This is a genomic window from Paenibacillus sp. GXUN7292, from assembly GCF_050864975.1.
GTDB lineage: Bacteria > Bacillota > Bacilli > Paenibacillales > Paenibacillaceae > Pristimantibacillus.
This window is the reverse complement of record NZ_JBOZWO010000033.1, coordinates 30,578-51,234: the sequence shown is the minus strand read 5'-3', so window position 1 is coordinate 51,234 and position 20,657 is coordinate 30,578. Positions and strand designations below refer to the sequence as shown.

The window sequence follows — 20,657 nt, the reverse complement described above, 5'->3', positions numbered from 1 at the left end:
GAGCAATAAATAAAAAACCGTGCGTCCTTTGATTAAGAGGATACACGGTTTCTCCTTGATTCTATTTCGCAGCGTAAGTAGAATGTGATTCATCACTCATGATACGACGCGCTGTAACATAACGCGGTTTGTAGTAGTTTGAATTAAGATTATCAATAATAACGCCTCTGGAGGTTGACGCATGAGCAAATTTGCCGTCTCCAACATAGATGCCTACATGTGTAATACCGCCATTGTTAGATCCGCTTGTATCAAAAAATACAAGATCGCCTGCAATAAGATCAGCTTTTGCTACTTTAACGCCTTCAGTAGCTTGGCTTGTGGAAGAACGCGACAGTTCGATATCCATCTTAGCAAATACAAACTTGGTAAACCCGGAGCAGTCGAAGCCGCTTGTAGTTGTACCGCCGTATCTGTACTTTGTTCCGATTAGATCATCGATAATGCCGTCCATCTTTGATGCTGCGAATGCTTCGCTAGCTGAAAACGTTAGCAAAAGCACAAGACCTAGAATTGTTGCTGTAATCTTCTTCAATGATGAAACTCCTTCCGGTGCCTACGAGGTTAGCTGTGGGGTTCGGTTGAAGGTCCCCTATGACTCCCCAAGATTGGTAGCGCTTTAGGCAGCCCATGCAATCTGAAGTCAATTCACCCAAAATGGTTCCCCCGTTTCCCGTTAGGGAATTAGGCAAATTTTTAAAAAATGTACATGCTATATTTCGGTAATAACCGATTAAATCCTTCACAACCTTACTACTTTTAATAATTCTCATCTTTCGAGTCATAAAATGTAGTTGGTTGAAGATTGGAACAATAAGGATATCTTGCTCCACAAACAATATAATACTTGCAAATTGCTGCTAGATGGTGAAAATGAGAAGATATTAATGAAAAATGTGTTTTTTTCATAAACAAAATACCGATTCAGCACGATTCAGCGTGTAATTTTATGCGCAATTGTGTATCATAAGAGGATATAAGTATACGTGGGAAAGGTTGGTCGCAATGGAGAATGTAGCGGACAATAAGACAGCATCTTCAAACTTTATTAAAAACATTGTAATAGAAGATTTAAAGAGCGGCCGAGTGCAGGAAATCGTGACTCGTTTCCCGCCTGAGCCGAACGGCTATTTGCATATAGGCCACGCCAAGTCCATTTGTTTGAATTTTGAGCTGGCAGACGAATTTAATGGTAGAACGCATTTGCGTTTTGATGATACTAACCCTCTCAAAGAAGATACAGAATTCGTAGAGGCAATTAAAGAGGATGTGCATTGGCTCGGCTTTGATTGGGAGGAGCTGCATTTTGCTTCCGATTATTTCGAGGAAATGTACAATCGTGCCATCCTATTGATTAATAAAGGCAAGGCTTATGTCTGCGATCTGACGGCCGAGCAGATGAGGGAAACACGGGGCACGCTGACAGAGCCTGGCCAAAACAGCCCTTATCGCGAGCGCAGCGCGGAGGAGAATTTGGATTTGTTCGCACGGATGCGCGCAGGAGAGTTTCCGGACGGCTCCCGTGTGCTGCGTGCCAAAATTGACATGGCATCGCCAAATATAACGATGCGAGATCCTGTTCTATATCGCATCTCCCATGCTCACCATCATCGTACAGGCGATGCTTGGTGCGTTTATCCGATGTATGACTTTGCGCATCCGCTAAGCGATGCGATTGAGAATATTACGCATTCGATCTGTACGCTGGAATTTGAGGATCACCGTCCTTTGTACGAATGGGTTGTTGAGCAATGTGAAATGGATTCTACGCCGCGCCAGTATGAGTTTGCCCGCTTGAATGTGACAAATACCGTTATGAGCAAGCGCAATTTAAAGCGTCTGGTAGATGAAGGCGTTGTGACGGGCTGGGACGATCCCCGTATGCCGACAATTGGCGGCATGCGCCGCAGAGGCTACACGCCGGAGGCATTCCGCACCTTCTGCCGCGAAATCGGTGTTTCCAAAAACAACAGCGTAGTGGACGAGCGCAATCTGGAGTTTTTTATTCGCGAGGACCTGAAGCTGAGGGCGCCTCGTACGATGGCGGTACTGGATCCTCTTAAGGTTGTTATTACAAACTATCCGGAAGGACAGGTTGAGTGGCTGGAAGCGGAAAACAACGCCGAAAATGAAGAAATGGGCAGCCGTCAAATTCCGTTCTCCCGCGAAATATATATCGAGCAGGATGATTTTATGGAAAATCCTCCGAACAAATATTTCCGCTTATTCCCTGGCAATGAGGTTCGTCTGAAGCATGCCTACTTCATTACCTGTCAGGAAGTAATTAAAGATGAAGCGGGCAATGTCGTTGAGCTTCGCTGCACCTATGATCCGCGTACGAAGAGTGGCTCCGGATTTACAGAGCGCAAGGTAAAAGGCACGATCCACTGGGTAGAAGCTTCGCAAGCGGTTCCGGCCCAATTCCGTTTAATCGAGCCGCTGTTTGTCGGCGAGGAGGAAGGCGAAGAGAAGCCATTCCTGGAGCGGATTAATCCGAATTCGATGCAAGTGTTAAATGGATTTGTTGAAGAAAACATGAAGGATGCCGAGGGCGGGGATAAGTTTCAATTTTTCCGGCACGGCTATTTCAATGTGGATACGAAGGATTCCACTGATGATCAGCTTGTATTCAACCGTATTGTCTCACTGAAAAGCTCCTTCGATCCGAAGAAGGCTTAAGCAGATTTATACTGTACCATAGTCAGACAGCCTGCCTGAATATAATATGAATGGCGGGCTGTCTGTTTGTACACATGCTTGCTGGAGAGTTAATCGTCACTCTTTATTTGCAAAGCTAGAGTATTTGCGGAGAATGTCGATTAATTGTGGGCAACTATTGTTAAGCAATAAGAAAGGGGAACGAAGAGCAAGATTGGGAATGGAGAAGCGGCAGCGTCCGCCTTTGTAGGCCAATTTTATCATTTACAGGGGTTATTTCATCAAAAAATTGGACTACAACAGCGGTCGGAATCCCAAACTTGATCCTAGTAGCATCCCTTTCGATTGCTTGTTGCCCTATCCACAATTAATCGACACCCTCCCGCGAAGCGTTAGCTGATGGACGAATGGGGGAAGCTGCAGTGTTCAAGCGATCATTACTGCCTTCGCGGCTGCTTAATATTGCTATTTTATGTGTTGCGCTAATCTATGCTTTAGTTATGATTAAGCTGCTATTTATCCGATCCCAATATTTTGGCAGCGGCTATTCTTATAATCTCGTGCCTTTTGATACAATCAAACATTTTATATTGAACAGACATCGAATGAATGCGAATATTTGGATAGAAAATTTGTTGGGCAACATTATATTATTTATTCCGATAGGGGTTTTCTTGCCGCTGCTTAACCGCAGCTTCTATCGTTTCTGGCCGCTGCTTATCGCTTGTGTGCTGCTGTTGTTTGGCGTAGAGCTGTTGCAGATGCTGCTTCGTGTAGGCAGCTTTGATGTAGATGATATTATATTAAATACAATCGGCGCCTTGCTTGGCTTTGCGGGCTTACGGCTGGCTTTATTCACTTATACAAAAATACTGCAATAGTTAATAGAAACAGTTGAATTGATTATTGGATTGCTGCAGAGGAAGGGAAGAAGGAAGATGAGTAAATTTTGGAGTCCATTAGCACATTCGCTAGAGCCGTATGTGCCTGGCGAACAACCGAAGGATAAGTCATATATTAAGCTGAACACGAATGAAAATCCATATCCGCCGTCTCCTAAGGCTGTACAAGCTATGCGCGAGGCTGTAAATGCTGATTTGAGATTGTATCCCGATCCGACCTGCGAGGCGTTGGTCGAGGCAGCTGCGCGTTATTATAACGTATCACCGAAGCAAACCTTCGTCGGCAACGGTTCTGACGAGATATTAGCCTTGGCATTTGCTGCGTTTTTCAACCCTGCAAAGCCGGTGCTGTTCCCTGACATTACTTATAGCTTCTACAAGGTTTACGCAAAGCTGTGCAGTCTTGAGGCGAAGCTTATTCCGCTTGACGGACAATTAAATGTGCCGATTGGGCAATTCCAAGGCGATCATGGCGGTATTATTATACCTAATCCTAATGCCCCTACAGCAAAGCTACTGGAGCTATCTGATATTCGCACTATTCTTAACAATAACCCTGAGCATGTTGTAATCATCGATGAGGCCTATATTGATTTTGGCGGCGAGACGGCTGTTTCGCTTATTAATGAATATAACAATTTGCTTGTTATCCAGACGCTGTCCAAGTCCCGTTCACTGGCGGGGCTGCGAGTTGGCGTTGCTTACGGCAGCGAGGAGCTTATTCAAGGGCTCGATCGCTTGAAAAACTCCTTTAATTCCTATACGCTTGACCGCGTTGCGCTAGCAGGCGCCATTGCTGCATTTGAGGACAAGGCGTATTTTGAGGAGATGGCTGCCAAAGTAATCGCTACCCGAGCATGGACGATGAAGCAGCTGCAGGCGCTTGGCTTCCATGTAACGGATTCAAAAGCAAATTTCGTCTTTGTGTCGCATCCTGAAGTGCCTGCTCAGAAGCTGTTCACCGAGCTGAGAGAGCAAGGGGTGCTCGTACGCTATTTTAACCAGCCGCGCATCGATAATTTCCTTCGTGTCAGCATAGGTACGGATGAAGAAATGACAAAGTTTATCGAGGCAGTGCGCGCTATTGTATCGTAAAATCGTTTATTGCAACCACTACCGTCTTCCTCTTGATGCACAAGCGCATCTATGAGGAAGGCGGTTTTTTGCATTCAGCTAATAAATAGCTCTAAAAATTTGGCTGTCGGCAGTGATAGAGAGCTGTCTTTTCTGACCGCAATGCCAAGCTCTCTATCCGGCAGCGGCACGCTTGTTCGAAGTTCCAGCAGCGAGCCCTTTTCCAGCTCTTCTTCGACAAACGATTTTGGCACAAAGGCAGCGCCATAGCCGCGCTCGGCAAAGGCAGCGAGCATCTCCAGACTGTTCAGCTCAATATCGGCGTGGGCGGTATAGCCCTGCATGCTGAACCACTGCTCGACAAAGGAGCGGGTGGAGCTGCCGGCAGACAGCATCAGCAGCGGGATATTGAGCAGCTGTTCAGCGGATACTATTTGTGCAGCTAGCTGCTCGTATCTTTTGCCTACTACAAAGCAATTTTTTAACGGTGAAATCTTTTTAATAACAAGCTCGCTGTCCTGCAGAGGCAGATGAATAAAGCCGATGTCTATCACACCCTGCTTCATATGCTTGACGATAAGGCTTGTCTTGTCTTGAACAAGCTTTATCCGTATTTGTGGGTATTCGGCATGGAATTGATCCAGCTTGGGCAGCAATATATTTTTAGTTATAGCGCCATTGGCGCCTATTCGAATTTGTCCTGCCTTAAATTGCTTCAGCTCCTGCACTTGCTGCTCTGCCAACTCCAGCTGAGCGAAGGCAAGCTGTACGTGCTCATAAAGCTGTTCTCCCTCCGGGGTCAGCCGCACACCCTTGGACAGCCTATCAAACAGTGTGATGCCTAGCGCTTCTTCCAGCTGTTTAATGGCATAGCTCACCGAAGGCTGAGTCATATGGAGCAGTTGGCCCGCTTTCGTCAGGTTGCCAGATTGGGCTGCATACAAAAAAATACGGTACCACTCGCTGTGTATCATCCTTGGCATAAGTCCTCTCTATGACAAATGTTTAAATTATCTATTTCATTTATTGCAATTATACAATTAAACTATACCTAATAGATAAATTAATTATAAATTAATTATAAATGGAGTGATTTCAATGGCAGGCAGCACATTCGGAGAACGTTTCAAAATTACTACCTTCGGTGAATCGCATGGCGCTTCAGTAGGAGTTATCGTTGACGGTGTAACACCGGGCATGGAAATAGATGAAAGCTATATTCAGGTTCAGATGGATCGCAGAAAGCCCGGTCAGTCGTCTGTAACGACCCCGCGCAAGGAATATGACAAGATTCATATTTTATCAGGTGTATTTGAAGGCAAAACAACGGGTGCGCCGTTAGCAATTATGCTGCATAATACGGATATGAGACCTGCGGCATACAGCGATATTAAAGATTCCTTTCGTCCAGGGCATGCAGATTTTACTTACTTGCAAAAATACGGTCACCGCGATCATCGCGGCAGCGGGCGCGCATCCGGTCGTGAGACAGCTGCTCGCGTAGCAGCGGGCGCAGTTGCCCGCAAAGCGCTGGAAGGAAGAGGCGTATCGATCGTGGCTTATTCCAAGGAGATCGGCGGTATCGCTTGCGAGACTTTTGATGAATCCATCATCGAAAAAAATGCCGTCCGCGCCTGTGATCCGGTGGCAGCTGAAAAAATGATTCAAAAAATCGAAGCATTATCGGCGGCAGGCGACAGCTGCGGCGGTATAGTTGAATGCCGTATCCGCAATGTTTCACCTGGTATCGGCGAGCCGACATTTGACAAGCTGGATGCTGAGCTGGCCAAAGCGATGTTGTCCATAGGCGCTGTAAAGGGAATCGAGTTCGGAGCAGGCTTTGCCGCAGCTTCCATGCAAGGCAGCGAGCATAATGACGAGATGGACAAAAACGGCTTTAAAACAAATAATGCGGGAGGTATCGTAGGCGGAATCAGTACAGGTGCCGACATCGTATTCCGTATTGCTGTTAAGCCGACTTCATCGATCTCTGTACCGCAGCAAACGATGAACATCCACGGAGAAGAGACGGAAATTAGAACAGAAGGCAGACATGATCCATGTATTTGCCCACGTATTGTTCCAGTTGTAGAAGCAATGGCTTGTCTTGTTATTGAAGATCATTACAAGCGTCAGGCAGCATTGCATGGCTAATTAGGCCAGTAAGAAATAAATGAGCGGACACAGAAAGAGTGTCGATTAATTGTGAATAGAATAAGCAATTGAAAGGGATGTTACTACGATCAAGTTTGGGATTCCGACCGCTGTTGTAGTCCAATTATTTTGATGAAATAACCCCTGTAAAGGATAAAATTGGCCTACAAAGGCGGACGCTGCCGCTTCTCCATTCCCAATCTTGCTCTTCGTTCCCCTTTCTTATTGCTTAACCATAGTTGCCCACAATTAATCGACACCCTCCATATCTCCGTTAGATTTTTTATAACCACGTTTTTTGCATACTAGCGCTTCTGACATTCGTTACATTTCCAGACCGTTTTTCAACAGCCTGATATTACATCTGATCCGGCGTTGGCATGCCTAATGTACGAAGCACATCCGCCATTGTTTCTCTAAATAAGGCAGTAAGCCACAGACGTAAAGCCCTTTGCTCGCCCTTTGCTTTTAGGATCGGACAAATTGTGTAGAAGTTGTTGAAGGCAGAAGCAAGCTCATAAGCGTAATTGCATATTTGATTAGGTGAATAATCTCGGCAAGCCGTATAAAGTGTATCTTGCCAATGTGCAATTTGTCGAAGCAACGCATGCTCGGCTGTATCCAAATTCCAATTGCCCGATGGCTTAGAAAAGAATGGTTCTCCGGATTTAAGAAGAATTTGCGAAGCGCGAGCATGTGCATACATAAGATAAACGCCTGAATTCCCTGTTACCTCTGCCGCCTGCTTCATGTCGAATACAACCTCTGTGAGCAAGTTATACTTAAGCAATTGATAGCGAATCGCAGCTGCCGCAATCGCACTGCTGGCAAGTCCGCCATGAGCGGAACGTTTTTGATCGATGACTTTTTCCATATAGCTGAGCAGGTCTGCAATTTTGATGCCAATACCTTGTCTGCCGGACATCGCATAGGAGCTTTTCCCATCAGAGGTATCGATACCGAGCTCGCTTGCCGCATCCGGGCTTAACGAGACGACGCCATAGCTGACATGATGCAGCCGTTCGGCTTCTGTCTTATAGCCAAGTATCGCTAGTGCCTGTTTTACCATTTTCTGTGGATATTGCTGCCGATAATCAATAACATTTATGACGATTTCTGCTTTACCAAGAAAGGCCTCATCCCCGGACTGATTTGTTGTCCACAAGCCCTCAGAGAACGACTTATACTGGAAATCCTTTTCGAGCAAGCCAAATTTCCATAGGTGGTAGGCGATATCTTTGGCTGTATACGTAAGTATACCGTTGGAACGGATTAATACTTTATCTGCAACATGTTCTGCAGGAAGGGAGCCGTCTTCACTTTCCGCAGCTTCGTCCGTCTTCAGAACCCAGCATCCCGCAAGCTTCCCGTCGGTTATTTGTACAAAACTCTCAGTGTACTTTAACTTTTTAAATGCTGCCTCCCAAAAACCTTCGCGCACAATATTGCTTTCCCAGACTAATAGATCATAGGTAATGTTAAATTGCTGCATTTCTTCAATATGGTCACGTACAATCCGTTCTGCTGCAAGCAAGCCAATCCATGCAACAGGTCCTCCGCCTTTTTCCAGCTCATGGAGAACTTTAGCCCGCTGATCAAGCAAGGCAGGGTTTTGTTCGTAATTTTTATTGATTTCTGCGTATACATCCCAGCAATAGTCGCCGAATCGTCCATGCTTTTTCTGATGCTCGGTTTGAAGCAAGCCTACAACAGTATCTGCAAGCTGATTGCCTAAATCATCGATATAATTGTGAACCTCTACCTCAAGGCCGCCTCTTCTCAGCATCCGCACTAAAGTATCTCCAATGCATGCATTACGCAAATGTCCGATATGAGCTGATTTATTCGGATTAATAGAGGTATGCTCGATAATTACTTTTCCGCCGGCATGAGTCGGCAAGCTGAAAGAGCGGCCGCTCCACTCCTCCCAGTTGATCCTAACGTTAATAAAGCCAGGCTTTGCAACAGTTAAACTTTGAAATAAAGGCTCGCTTATTTGCTGCAGCTTTAGCTTTAATTGTTCAGCGATGCTGAGGGGCGATTGCCGCAAGGTTCGTGCCAGCTGCATAGCGATGTTTGATGAGTAGTCGCCATGCTCTATATAGGCAGGCTGCTCGATATAAAGATTGAGCTTAGAGATTTCATTAACAGGCAGACCTTGCTCGTCGAATAACGCTTGAACGGCCCGCTTTAAGTGATTCGCAATAATTATACTGATCATTGATAAGCCTCCTTTAAAATGTTAAATTCACAAAACAAAAAGCCCCGTCTCTAAATAAAGAGACGAAGGCTGTATGCTTTCGCGGTACCACTCTTGTTGTTGAACAGTGCGTTCAACCACTCGATCAGATAACGGTCTGTTGCCGGAATCTCCTACTTGCCATAATGCGCGCATGTTACGGCTTTTGTTCAGAGCTTCTTCTCCTAGGTGCGCTTCACTGGCTAATCATTGTACCGGCTTTCACCAACCCGGCTCGCTTTGACATGAGCTAGCAGTTACTGTCCTAATCACAGAATTTTAGTTTCCATGATTATATCAGAATTTTCTGAAAAAACAACCTGCAAAGACGGTTTTTTCTTGAATTATAAGAGTTTATAAGTTTTCACAATAAATTTGTTCTTATCATTCATCGGTAAACGCGCCTGTCCAAAGGACGGCGGAGCCGTTTATCCTTGTTAAATCCGACAAAAGGTCGATTCAAAACATGAACCCGCGTCGTATACAATTAGGAAAGTTGCCATTATCACGAAGATAGTCAGCAGTATAAGCTTATAGGAATGAGGCGGAGCAAATGAAAAAGTTACTGGAGCAAATAGAGCATTGGCACGAAGATGAAAGCTATGGACAAATTATTGAAGCTATTGAAGCTTTGCCTGAGCATGAGCGGGATTATGAACTGATTGGCCAATTAGCCAGAGCGCTAAATAACAGCCAGAGCTATGAAGAAGCGCTTCTGCAATTGCAGCTGATCGCTGCAGAAGGGGAGCAGGACGAGCGATGGCATTTTCGAGCAGGCTATGCTTATTTTCATCTGGCTCAATATGAGCAAGCGGCTAAAGCTTTTGAACAGGCAGACCAGCTGCAGCCGGAGGATGAGACAACAGAATGGTTTTTGTCTACTAGTCGCCGCAGGGCAACTAAGCAGCTGCGTGATCAGGAGCGAATGGAAAAAGCGAAGCAGGAAACCTTGACGCAAGGGAAGGCCAGAGAGGCGGCTGAACCGTTTGCTGGCTTTGATCTGACTGATTTTTGGGAAGATAGCGCCTACGCGCTTGAAACCTATGTATCTGAACCGCCTACAAATGAGCTAATCGCTTCTTTGGAGGAGGAGCTCGGTTACAAATTGCCCGAATCTTATATTTCATTGATGAGACAGCAAAATGGGGGTATTCCTGTGAATACTTGCTGCCCAACAGAAGAGAGAACGTCATGGTCTGAGGACCATGTAGCAATATCCGGCATAATGGGGATTGGCCGTGATAAGCCATATTCAATTGGCGGTGAATTTGGCAGCCGGTTTATGATTGAGGATTGGGGCTACCCTGATATTGGAGTCGTTATTTGCGACTGTCCTTCGGCGGGACATGATGTCATTATGCTGGATTATCGTCATTGCGGAAAAACAGGCGAGCCTGCTGTTGTTCACGTTGATCAAGAGGATGAATATGAGATTACTTTTCTGGCGCCTGATTTTGAGATGTTTATACGCGGGCTTGTACATGAAGACGTATATGACACGTCCGAGGAGGATAAGGTGGAAGATTTCCGTAAAGTCCGTGAAGGCGAGTTTTCTCAGCTTTTACAAGAGCTTTGTGCGGCAGTAACGGAAATTGACTCTATAGAAAAAATCATTCGATCTGTTTGCATGAAAATTGTAGAGGAAAAGGGGTATTTCAGCTTCCATGCGGACAAGCTGTCCTTGCTAATGTATGATGTGCAATTTTGGTTGTATACGAAGGTATATCCGCAAACTGGCCGCGAACAATATTTAAAAGATTATTCTTCGATCATGGTATTCTGCGGGGCGGAGTTTAGTCTTGGCGGGTACGCACCTGGTTTTATTGAGGATTGGATAGATGCTTCTATAGAGCAAGGCAAAATTAAAAATGAGCAGCAAATAGTGAGCATGACGGATGCGGCTGTTGATGAGCTGCTGGCTGCGCTGCGTGAATTTCAGTCATTGTGCTAGTTATTGCTGCAAGAGCCGTTTCGAGGTCATAGACTATGATCTCGAAACGGCTTTTTTTAAATGATACCAATCCTAATGATGCGGACACTGATGTCCGTTAGCGCTCATTTTTCGCCAAATTCCACTTTCTAGCGGACAAAAATATCCGTTAGCGGGAAAAAAGCTAGGGAATTCTACGGAATTTTCTTCTAATGGTCATAAGTGTCCGCCTATGCAACAAAAAGACTGCTTTTTGGTTCTAACGGTCATGGATGACCGCACCGCAAATAGTGACGCATCGTTTGTTCTTTACACACGATGACGGCAAGTTAGGTCACCAATAGGTGATTTTGTTCTTAAAAGTGCTATCGATTCATTGTGGGTGACCGTTCGTAAGCCTACACTTGATCGCAGTGCGTCTAATCCTTCAACCTCAGCCCAAACAAAGCCGCAAACAAATAAGCCTGCTCGCGGGCAATCGTACAGCCTTTTAAATCTTCGGGATTAACGATAAGTCCGTAAAATTGACAGCTGCTAAGATCGATTCCATTTAGCGGTGTATTGGACCAGCTCGATTGATCCATGTCTAACTGTAGAAAATCCATTTGCTTCAGAACAGCATTGCTGAAGTCAGAACGGTTCAGCTGGCATTCTTGCAAGATCATCTGTTTCGCATTTGCAAAGCGAAAATTAGCATAATCCATCAAGCATTGCTCCATACGTATATTGCGCAGTGTGGAGCCCGGCAGCTGTATACCGATCATTTTGCAAGAATGGAAAACCGTCCGGTGTATGATAGCATCACTGAAGTCAGCATTGGATAAATCACAATGATCGAACAGCACATCTGTTAATTCTATTCCTGTAAAAGAGATGTTTGAAAAAACGACATTTCTAAAAATAATTTGATCGAATCTTACTTTGTAGGCTTGCTGTCCGTCAATTGTGCAATTTTCAACGACTCCGTATTCAAAGAAGGCTCTATCGGTTATGTATTCAGGTAAATCCAGCATTTGCTCAACTGTGGCAAGACGGGGCGATTCTAGTTTAATCTTTTTTGCAGCTGGCAAGGGTGATCAACTCCTGTCCTTATTCTGTCGTAATAATGGTGAACCACTCCTGTAATTATAAAACACATGTTCGTATACGGCAAATGGCGTCAGCTTGTACGTATGGAAGAGGATACGCTATATTATTAAGTGATTAGAGACGCATTCATTTACATGTAGGAGGAATGAACATGCATACAGTACTGGTTGTAGATGATGAAGCGATTGTTTGCCAAGGGATTAAGCAGTTTCTTGAGCAGTCCGAATTGCCTATTGAGCAAGTGTTAACAGCATCGAACGGTTATGAGGCGCTGGATTATTTGCGCATGGAAAACGTGGATTTAGTGCTGACAGATATCCAAATGGACGGAATGAACGGCATTGAGCTGATGGAATCGATTTTGTCAGAAAAACCTGATGTACCTGTAGTTGTTATTTCTGCACATGACGAGTTTGATTATGCACAGAAATGCATCCGTTTGGGAGCACGTGATTATTTGATCAAACCAGTTCTACTGAACCAATTGATTGAAATCGCAGGGCGTGAATTAATTAGACGTTCGGAAAAGTATAAGCTGCAGGCTGAGGATACTCTTAAACTTAAATTTTCAATGACTGGAGTGTCTTCACTCCGAACTTATATTTTAAATGAAATGATTTCAGGCTCACTCGAGCACGCGGATGATTACAGATATATCTTCGAACAAATAGGTATGATGTTGAGCGGTCCATACTTTTCAGTATTTGTGACGGAGCTGCAATGGGAAAAGGCAGGAATAGGCGGTGAGGCGATTAAGCTGCTGCGTGACCGGAATTTATTTAAGTATGCGGCTGTGAATGTAATAGAGGAAACGCTAAAGGACTGGGATGCGATCTCCTTTTATAGCCAAGGGAATAAGGTAGTAACTGTTTTGCAGCTTGATTTGGATGATTATGAGCAGGATAAGGCTGAAAATATATCTAAACTGAATATGGTTGGAAAAATCGTAGTACAAAATATAGAGCAATATTTGTATATGGGGGCGATTGTCGGCATTAGTCCGATTCGGCTCGGACTGCAGGCATTGCCTGATATTTATCGGCTTGCTTCGGAAGCAACGAAATGGCATGGTCTGTATGAAACGCAAACGATCTTTTTTGCAGAGGATTATCAGTCTAGGGAAGCTACGATTCAGGTGAATTGGCCGCAAAAGACGGATCAATTGCTTGAAAAAATTAAAACAGGCAGACAACTAGTGGACATTCAGCATACAGTAGATCATTTTATAACGGATATTTCTCCGGTATTCGATCAAGAGGATTCGACAGCTGGTATTCCGCTAAGCATTGCATATCGTGCGTATGCAATATTGTTAGAGATGAAAGAGACGATAGGCGAGCGTTATCAGACGCTTGATCCGATTCATTATTTTCAATTTCCATTAGAAAATAACAGTATTAAGCCTAGATTGGCAGCTTTCTTGCTAGAATGTGCGGAGCTAATTCATTCCTCTATGATCGATCACGACCGTACGATTGTGCAGCAAACGATTGATTTTATCCGGGCAGAATTCCGCAATAAGGAACTCAAAATCCAAGATATAGCAGATCATGTGTACTTGAGTCCGAATTATTTAAGCTATTTGTTTAAACGGATTGCGAATGAGACAGTTTGGGAATATGTTACGAGTATACGGATGGAGGAAGCAAAGCATTTGTTGCTAAACACATCGAAAAAAAGATATGAAATTGCTGATGAAGTCGGTTATGAGTCACCAGAGCATTTTAGCCGGGTGTTCAAGCGATATTACGGAGAAAGTCCGAATGCTGTACGCGGATAGAAGGGTGTTGCTGTATGCGGGCTAGAATAAAATCGATGAATTTAATGAAAAAGGGGATTTTATTCGTTATTGTTTTTATTTTTATTCCAGCATTCATTATTTTTTGGGCCGCTTCAAGCCAAGCTTCACTGGCGATTAAGCAGCAGGCAGGCAAGGCATTGTCGGAGTTGAACCGCCAGAATCTTGCAACTATAGATAAGGCTATGGATGCGATTGATCAGAATATGGTTAAAATAATGAGTTCAAATCTTATTCAGCAATGGAATAAGCAGCGTTCGATTACAGAGGAACAGCGTGTTAAGCAGTATGTGGCAACAGAGAAGCTGCTTGCAGGTTATTCACTTAAGGAAAAGTACTCGCTGTTTTTATTAAATTACACTGAATCTGATTATTACTTTGCCCCGCCAACGGATATCTCTGACTCTGGCTTGTTTTTCATAGAGAATGCAGAGGGCAAAAAATGGTTAGAAAATGCTTTGCAAGCTGGCGGTGTAGGTATTGTACAGCCGATGAATCAGTTAGGTTTTACAGTTGTCCCGCAGCAAACCTTTGCCTATTTGAGAGCCGTATCGGATTTGTCGACAAGTGAAAAGACCAATAACGTGATTGCAGCAACAGGAATCGAAGCCGTCGTTCAGGATGCATTAAATGCGATAGATTTGCCTGGTGAGTCCCGTAAGTTTTTAGTGGACAGCAATGGAGTAGTACTAGCCGGGGGACAGGCAAACTTTCAAAGCTTTGCTTTGCCGGAGCAAGGGCAAGAGTTGGCCGAGGGTGTTTGGGTGACAAGCAGCCATATGTATGTCTATCACGACAGTCCGCATTATAAGAACCGTTTGGTTTATGATATACCGCTGGAAGCCGTATTAGGTTCCCATACAGCGATGCAGGATATTATTAAGCTGTCTGCGCTTTGTTACTTTGCAGTTATTTTATTGTTTTTATTATATTTGGGCAAATCGGTTATTCGTCCAATGGCTAGGCTGGCTGCCTTTACTCGAATGTACGTGCCAGGCAAAAAGATGGAGCGGTTCAAAGAGGGAGAGCGCAAAGATGAAATAGGCTTTTTTTACAGCTCCTTCTACACGATGACGGAGCGCCTCAATCAATTGGTTCAGGAAAAATATGTGATGGAAATTAAACAGAAGGAATCAGAGTTGATATTGCTTCATTCACAAATTACACCGCATTTGCTGTATAACACTCTAGATTCCGTATATTGGTATGGGATTCGCGGCGGGGTGCCCGAAGTAGCAGATATGGTTAGGGATTTATCCACGGTTCTGAGGATTGGGCTTAGCAGAGGCAAGGAGCTGATTCATGTTAGGGAGGAGCGGGAGCATGCGGAGGCCTACTTGCACTTGCAGGAAAAAAGATATGAGCATTCTTTCCAGTTCCAAATTGAGGTTGATCCAGTGATAGAAAACTGTTTGCTTCCTAAGGTTATTATCCAACCGCTTGTTGAAAATAGTATTTTGCATGGTGTTGGTAAAATGGATGGCGAGGGCGAGATCATGGTCCGAATTGCTGAGGAAGCGGGCGGGCTGACGATTACAGTAGAAGACAACGGCTTTCGGCCTATTGATTTGCAGAAGCTGCAGCATATTTTGGCAGGCGGAGCAGATTCAGACCAAGGATTCGGTATACGGAATGTGCATAAGCGAATTCAGCTGCGTTTCGGACCGTCCTATGGACTTTTTTACGAGCTGCGGGAAGAGGGCGGCTTGCGTGCATTAATTCGCCTGCCTAAGCTTTATAAGCTTGAAGATTTGGGTGACTAACCGTTCAGTAGTACTCTTGGACTGCCGCTATAGCTTAGCGGCAGTTTTTTTTGAAATTATAAGAATTTATAAGTTTTTTGCTATAAATTTGTTCTTATAATTCATCGGTAAACGCGTCTTTCCAAAGGTGGACGGAGCCGTTTATCCTTGATTTCTAAGATTCGGAGAATAGATCATAGTTTGCTTAGAAGAAATCATCGGTTTACGAAACGGTAGCGCTTACAATATGGAGTGAATTCATAAATATGCTGAAGGAGTGAGAGGTTTGGCAGTGAAGAAGCAGCTATCGATTGTACTAACTGTGATGCTATTCTGTACCGTGTTAATAAATCCGTTTGTGAACGCTTCAGAATTTAAAGCAAATGCAGCAGAACCATTAGAAGAGGTGAAAATTAGCGATTTTGAGACAGACGAAGAGGTTTGGCAGTTTGGACTTGGCGATGGGGTGGGAGCTCAAGGCAGCTTCGTCCGTGATGATTCCGAATTTTTTGAAGAGGATTATTCTGGTAAACTTTCTGGAAATTTCGGTGCGGGAGGAAGCTTTGTCGTTCTTTCTAGAGGTTTTATCCCAATCGATATGAAGAGCTTGTCTTTTCAAATTAAAACATCGGATATTAATAAAATAACCATTCGGCTGAAAGACGCAGCAGGACAGGTTCATCAGCAGACGATTAACCTCCAAGCAACGGAAGACTGGCAGAAGGTGGAGGTATCTGAATTTAACCGCGGGCTGGGTTATGTGTCCTTTGGTACAGGTACACCGGGGGTGTGGAACGGCCCTGCCGACCGGATTGAGTTTCTGTTGGAGAAATCACGGTTAACAGGCGGGAAAACGAGCGGTACAGTATGGATTGATGATATTACAGCGATGGCAACGCCGCAGCAAGAGTTATGGAAAGCGGAAGTTGGCAGTTTTGATCATTCGATTGATTTATGGGAGCTTGGTTTTGGTATGGAGTTTCCGGGGGCTAACGGACAGTTTATCCGGGATGCTTCTGAAGTGAAGTCCGGCACTTATTCCGGTAAGATAGCAGCCGATTTCAAAAATGGAGGAAAATACATTTCTTTAGGCAGAGAATTGCCCTCCGTTACTTTGAAAAAGCTGGAGTTTTGGGTGAAAACCTCAGATATGAATTGGATATCTCTGCGAATTAAAGACGGCACTGGCCAGGTGCATCAACAGAAGATACCGCTAATTCCAAATGGAGAATGGTCAAAAATTGAGCTATTAAAGTTTAACGGCGGCAAGGATTATTTCTCATTCGGCGGCGCTCAAGATAAGATATGGCATGATCCTGTTCAACGAATAGAATTTTTGGTAGAGCAGTCGAGCTTTGTGAATGGAAAACAAAGTGGTGATATATGGATTGATCAAGTAGAAATGACTGCGGAGTATCCGGTGCTGGAGATTCAGCAAACACAGCTGGGCAATATTTTTCTGGAAAATGAGCCGGTTGCACTGCAGCTGGCAACGCAAGCTACTTCTGTGCAGTGGAGCGTATACGATCATTTGGAGAAAAAAGTGTTGGAGGGACGGGAGGTAGTTTCCAATCAATTGTTGGAGCTGACGATCCCGTTGCAAAGCAAAGGTTATTACACAGTCGTTATTCGTGCGGAGAAAGACGGACAAGTGATTGCAGAGAAAGAGGTTTCACTTGCGCGTTTGTCTGCCGAAGATCCAACGTTGACGGATGATTCGCCTTTCGGAATATCGACTCATTTGGCTTGGGTAAAGGAAGGCTGGAGTACAGAGCTTAGCAAGCTGATTAAGCGGGCTGGAGCAAAGAGCTTCCGGGACGAAATAACTTGGGAATCGCTGGAGTATGAGAAAGGGAAATACCGTAAACCTGCTAACCGGGATGCGTTTATGAAGAGAACGCTGGAGGATGAATTAAATCCGTTTATTATTTTGAACTATACCAATCCATTTTATGATCAGAACAGTACGCCTTATACGGATGAAGGTCGTGAAGGCTTTGCCAATTACGGTGTTGCTCTGTTGGATCTGTATGAGGGGCAAATCAATTCCATTGAGGTTTATAACGAGTTTAACGGAAGCTTCGGGTCTAGAGGAAACGGCATAGCAGGCTCCCGCCCGGACAGTTATGTAAAAATGCTAAAAAAGACTTATGAGACAATTAAAGCAAAGTACCCAGAGGTAACGGTTGTCGGTATGGCAACCGCAGGTACACCGCTTGATTGGATCGAAGAAGTTTTCAAGCTTGGCGGTTTGGAATATATGGACGTCGTCTCGATCCACCCTTATCAAAGCCAACGGCCGCCAGACGGTATGGTTCAAGCAGTGCGAAGTACGCAAGAACTAATGCGCAAATATAATAACGGCCAGGAGAAGCCGATTTGGTATACAGAAATTGGCTGGCCTACAAAGGCGAGCATTGGCATACCAGAAAATAATCAAGCTAATTTTGTAGTCCGTACTTATGTACAGGCGCTTGCAGAAGGAGTAGAGAAAGTATTCTGGTATGACCTTATGAATGACGGCATGCAAGAGGATTACTATGAGCATCATTTGGGCATGCTTCGCAACCGGGCAGATGAGTTTGGGGCATTTACTCCAAAGCCGTCTTATGCCTCTTATGCTGCAATGACCCGTGAATTAATTAATGCAGCCTTTGATAGGCAAGAGTACGAAGGGACGGATATTTTTAGTTATAAGTTTGATAAGAATGGCGAGGAGCTGCGGGTCGTTTGGTCTAATGAACCATTGCAAGCGGGCATTGAAACAGATACCCCTATTCAAATTACAGATATGATGGGCAACACGGAAACGTATTCGCCTATATTGGGCAAAGTGTATTTAACGTTGTCGGGAGAACCTCATTATGTGAAAGGCGCTGTCAAAAGCATAGCTAAATCTTCTTTGTTCTCCATTTTAGGTGAATCTGTTGTGGCTGGTGAAGAGGTTGCTTTGTCATTGAAAATGAATAATGAGGGTGCATCTCCGATCAAAGTAAGCTTTGATTTTGAAGGGAATATCTACCCAATTGAAGCTAACGGAGGAGAACAAGCTGTACAGCCGTTGCAGCCTATTATTATTCCTAGCTCCGGCTCTAAAACGATGACTGGTTTTCTGGAGGCAGACGGCAAGCGGGCGGGCAAGCTGCAGCATGTTGTACAGTCGATTCAGCCGTATGAGGTGAAGGTGTATCCGATATTGGATGCATCGGATGCAAACCAGCAATCTATTGCCTTGCAGATTAAAAACTTTTCCAAGCAACAGGAGTTGGTGCTTGCCAAGGCGGATTGGCGCATAGGCAATCAGCAAGGGGTTTATACAGAGCAGACGGTCATTGCGCCGGACAGTACTTCTATTGTACAGATTGCACTGGATGCTCAGGATTTGGAAAAAAGCTATCCGGTTTCTGTTCAAGTCCAATTTGAGCATGCAGCGCCGTTTAGTTATACCGGCAAATTTGATTTTAACCCCGTTTATGAACGGACTTTAAAAATAGACGGCGAATTAGATAAAGCTATCACAGCTGCTGTGCCTAATATTCATCTATCGCAAGGTACAGTACAAATGACAGGCTACACCGGCAAAGCTGATTTGGACGGTCAATTCTGGCTTTCCTATGACCGTGATTACTTTTATCTCTCTGCAAAAATAACGGATGATGTACATGCTTATCAAGCAGAAGGCGCCGATATTTGGAAAAATGACAGTATTCAATTTGCACTGGCTAAAGGGATGCCAGGCTCATCTAATGAGTGGTATGAATACGGGATCTCCGATACAGTAAAAGGTGCGCAAATTTATCGATGGATTGCTCCTTTAGGCAAGGAGAGAGGACTGGTCTCTAATGGCCAAGTAAGCATTAAGAGTGACGAAGCGAATAAACAGACGATCTATGAGCTTGCGCTGCCGTGGTCAGAATTAGCGCCTATTAAATATAATCAACCGGAAGGCTTTCATTTCTCTCTTCTAGTCAATGACAATGACGGAAACGGCAGAAAGGGCTGGATCGAGTGGGCATCTGGTATTGGACTAGAGAAAAAACCTAGCTTATACAGGTCCATGCAATGGATGTTTACACCAGAACCATGGGTAACCCCTAAAGCGAAACCGGGCACATTTACGGTTGCAGCTGATACCGCATTGAGGCAGGCTTTGCAGGCAGAATTTGATGAGAATGCTGTATTGCGGTATGAGATTGTAGATCAGGGAACAAAGGGAATAGCGGTAATCAGCAATAGTGAAACGGGTGAATTTACGTATACGCCAAATGCAGGGGCATTCGGAGAAGATACCTTTACGTTCCGCGTTCATGACGGCTTTGAATATTCGAATACGGCTGCGGTTACTGTAACCATCCAGAAGAAATCAGGTCCTCCGCCTGTCTATCCTGGCAGCAATGAACCGGGAGGCGGACAAGAGGGCAGTGGAAATGGCGAAGGGAATGGAGATGGAGATGGTGACGGTGATGGAAACGGCACAGACCCAGAACCGCAACAGCTTCATCTAAAGGATATAAAGGAGCATTGGGCAAGGGCTGCAATCGAGAAGGCTGTACAGCTTCAAATTGTACGGGGCTATGACGATCAAACCTTCCATCCTGATAAAGCTGTAAGTCGGCAGGAGCTGATTGTCATGCTGGACAGAGCATTAAAGCCGGCAGGGGATGGAGAAGCAGCCAGCTTCACCGATCAGGCGAAGATTGGAGCTTGGGCGAAGGACAGCATTGCCAGAGCGGTTCAAGCTGGCTGGCTGACAGGCTATACGGATGGAAGCTTCCGTCCGGGTAATGGCATTTCCCGTGCAGAAATGTCAGTCGTATTAGCGAAGGCAGCAAAATTGATTGTAGAAGATCACGCAGATACTAGCTTTGCTGATGATGCAAGCATTCCGGTGTGGGCGAAGGGTTCTATTGCGGCAGCGGTAGAAGAAGGCTTGCTGCAGGGCCGGGGCAATAACCGCTTTGCAGCATCAGGTACGGTTACGCGTGCTGAAGCAGCGATTATAGCAGTAAGGCTGTTAGAGCGTATGGCAGTGGCAGCACAGTAAATACGAACGGTAAACTGAACAGTCCAA

12 protein-coding genes, 1 riboswitch and 1 other annotated feature are annotated in these 20,657 nt (G+C 44.8%); of the genes, 8 read left to right on the top strand and 4 right to left on the bottom strand.

Annotation, left to right across the window (positions count from 1 at the left end; genetic code table 11):
- Window positions 1-61 precede the first annotated feature (61 nt).
- The gene (locus ACRRU2_RS21745) at window positions 62-535 is read right to left on the bottom strand and encodes a C40 family peptidase (protein ID WP_331697829.1); all 474 of its coding nucleotides are present in this window, start codon (window positions 533-535) and stop codon (window positions 62-64) included.
- A 3-nt stretch (window positions 536-538) separates the two neighbouring features.
- Window positions 539-701: riboswitch (cyclic di-AMP (ydaO/yuaA leader) on the bottom strand.
- Window positions 702-1,005: 304 nt separating this feature from the next.
- Here ACRRU2_RS21745 and ACRRU2_RS21740 point away from each other — a divergent pair.
- From ACRRU2_RS21740 to hisC, 3 genes are all read left to right on the top strand, one after another.
- Complete coding sequence (locus ACRRU2_RS21740) at window positions 1,006-2,679, top strand: glutamine--tRNA ligase/YqeY domain fusion protein (protein WP_432504953.1); 1,674 nt, start codon at window positions 1,006-1,008, stop codon at window positions 2,677-2,679.
- A gap of 401 nt (window positions 2,680-3,080) precedes the next feature.
- Window positions 3,081-3,539 (top strand): VanZ family protein, encoded by a 459-nt coding sequence (locus ACRRU2_RS21735; protein ID WP_331697827.1) that lies wholly within the window; start codon window positions 3,081-3,083, stop codon window positions 3,537-3,539.
- 57 nt (window positions 3,540-3,596) lie between these two features.
- A complete protein-coding gene (hisC, locus tag ACRRU2_RS21730; RefSeq protein WP_331697826.1) occupies window positions 3,597-4,655 on the top strand; it encodes a histidinol-phosphate transaminase in 1,059 nt (352 codons plus the stop codon).
- Window positions 4,656-4,729: 74 nt separating this feature from the next.
- Here hisC and ACRRU2_RS21725 read toward each other — a convergent pair whose 3' ends face one another.
- Window positions 4,730-5,617 carry a LysR family transcriptional regulator gene (locus ACRRU2_RS21725; protein ID WP_331697825.1) on the bottom strand — a complete coding sequence of 296 codons (888 nt, stop codon included), beginning with the start codon at window positions 5,615-5,617 and terminating at the stop codon, window positions 4,730-4,732.
- Window positions 5,618-5,732: 115 nt separating this feature from the next.
- Between ACRRU2_RS21725 and aroC the strand changes: the two genes are divergently transcribed.
- Window positions 5,733-6,788 carry a chorismate synthase gene (gene aroC / locus ACRRU2_RS21720; protein WP_331697824.1) on the top strand — a complete coding sequence of 352 codons (1,056 nt, stop codon included), beginning with the start codon at window positions 5,733-5,735 and terminating at the stop codon, window positions 6,786-6,788.
- A gap of 358 nt (window positions 6,789-7,146) precedes the next feature.
- Here the strand turns inward: aroC and ACRRU2_RS21715 are convergent, their stop codons facing one another.
- A complete protein-coding gene (locus tag ACRRU2_RS21715; protein WP_432504950.1) occupies window positions 7,147-9,009 on the bottom strand; it encodes an arginine--tRNA ligase in 1,863 nt (620 codons plus the stop codon).
- A gap of 55 nt (window positions 9,010-9,064) precedes the next feature.
- Window positions 9,065-9,309: a binding site (T-box leader), on the bottom strand.
- A 271-nt stretch (window positions 9,310-9,580) separates the two neighbouring features.
- Between ACRRU2_RS21715 and ACRRU2_RS21710 the strand changes: the two genes are divergently transcribed.
- Window positions 9,581-10,978 carry an SMI1/KNR4 family protein gene (locus tag ACRRU2_RS21710; RefSeq protein WP_432504948.1) on the top strand — a complete coding sequence of 466 codons (1,398 nt, stop codon included), beginning with the start codon at window positions 9,581-9,583 and terminating at the stop codon, window positions 10,976-10,978.
- 398 nt (window positions 10,979-11,376) lie between these two features.
- Here the strand turns inward: ACRRU2_RS21710 and ACRRU2_RS21705 are convergent, their stop codons facing one another.
- Entirely contained in the window at window positions 11,377-12,027 is a 651-nt protein-coding gene (locus tag ACRRU2_RS21705) for a pentapeptide repeat-containing protein (protein WP_432504946.1), read from the bottom strand.
- Window positions 12,028-12,197: 170 nt separating this feature from the next.
- Between ACRRU2_RS21705 and ACRRU2_RS21700 the strand changes: the two genes are divergently transcribed.
- The 3 genes from ACRRU2_RS21700 (at window position 12,198) to ACRRU2_RS21690 (ending at window position 20,630) form a co-directional block, all read left to right on the top strand.
- Entirely contained in the window at window positions 12,198-13,826 is a 1,629-nt protein-coding gene (locus tag ACRRU2_RS21700; protein WP_432504944.1) for a response regulator transcription factor, read from the top strand.
- Between the two features lie 14 nt (window positions 13,827-13,840).
- Complete coding sequence (locus tag ACRRU2_RS21695) at window positions 13,841-15,607, top strand: cache domain-containing sensor histidine kinase (RefSeq protein WP_432504942.1); 1,767 nt, start codon at window positions 13,841-13,843, stop codon at window positions 15,605-15,607.
- 271 nt (window positions 15,608-15,878) lie between these two features.
- Window positions 15,879-20,630: an S-layer homology domain-containing protein gene (locus tag ACRRU2_RS21690; RefSeq protein WP_432504991.1), complete on the top strand. Its 4,752-nt coding sequence runs from the start codon at window positions 15,879-15,881 to the stop codon at window positions 20,628-20,630.
- Window positions 20,631-20,657: the final 27 nt, after the last annotated feature.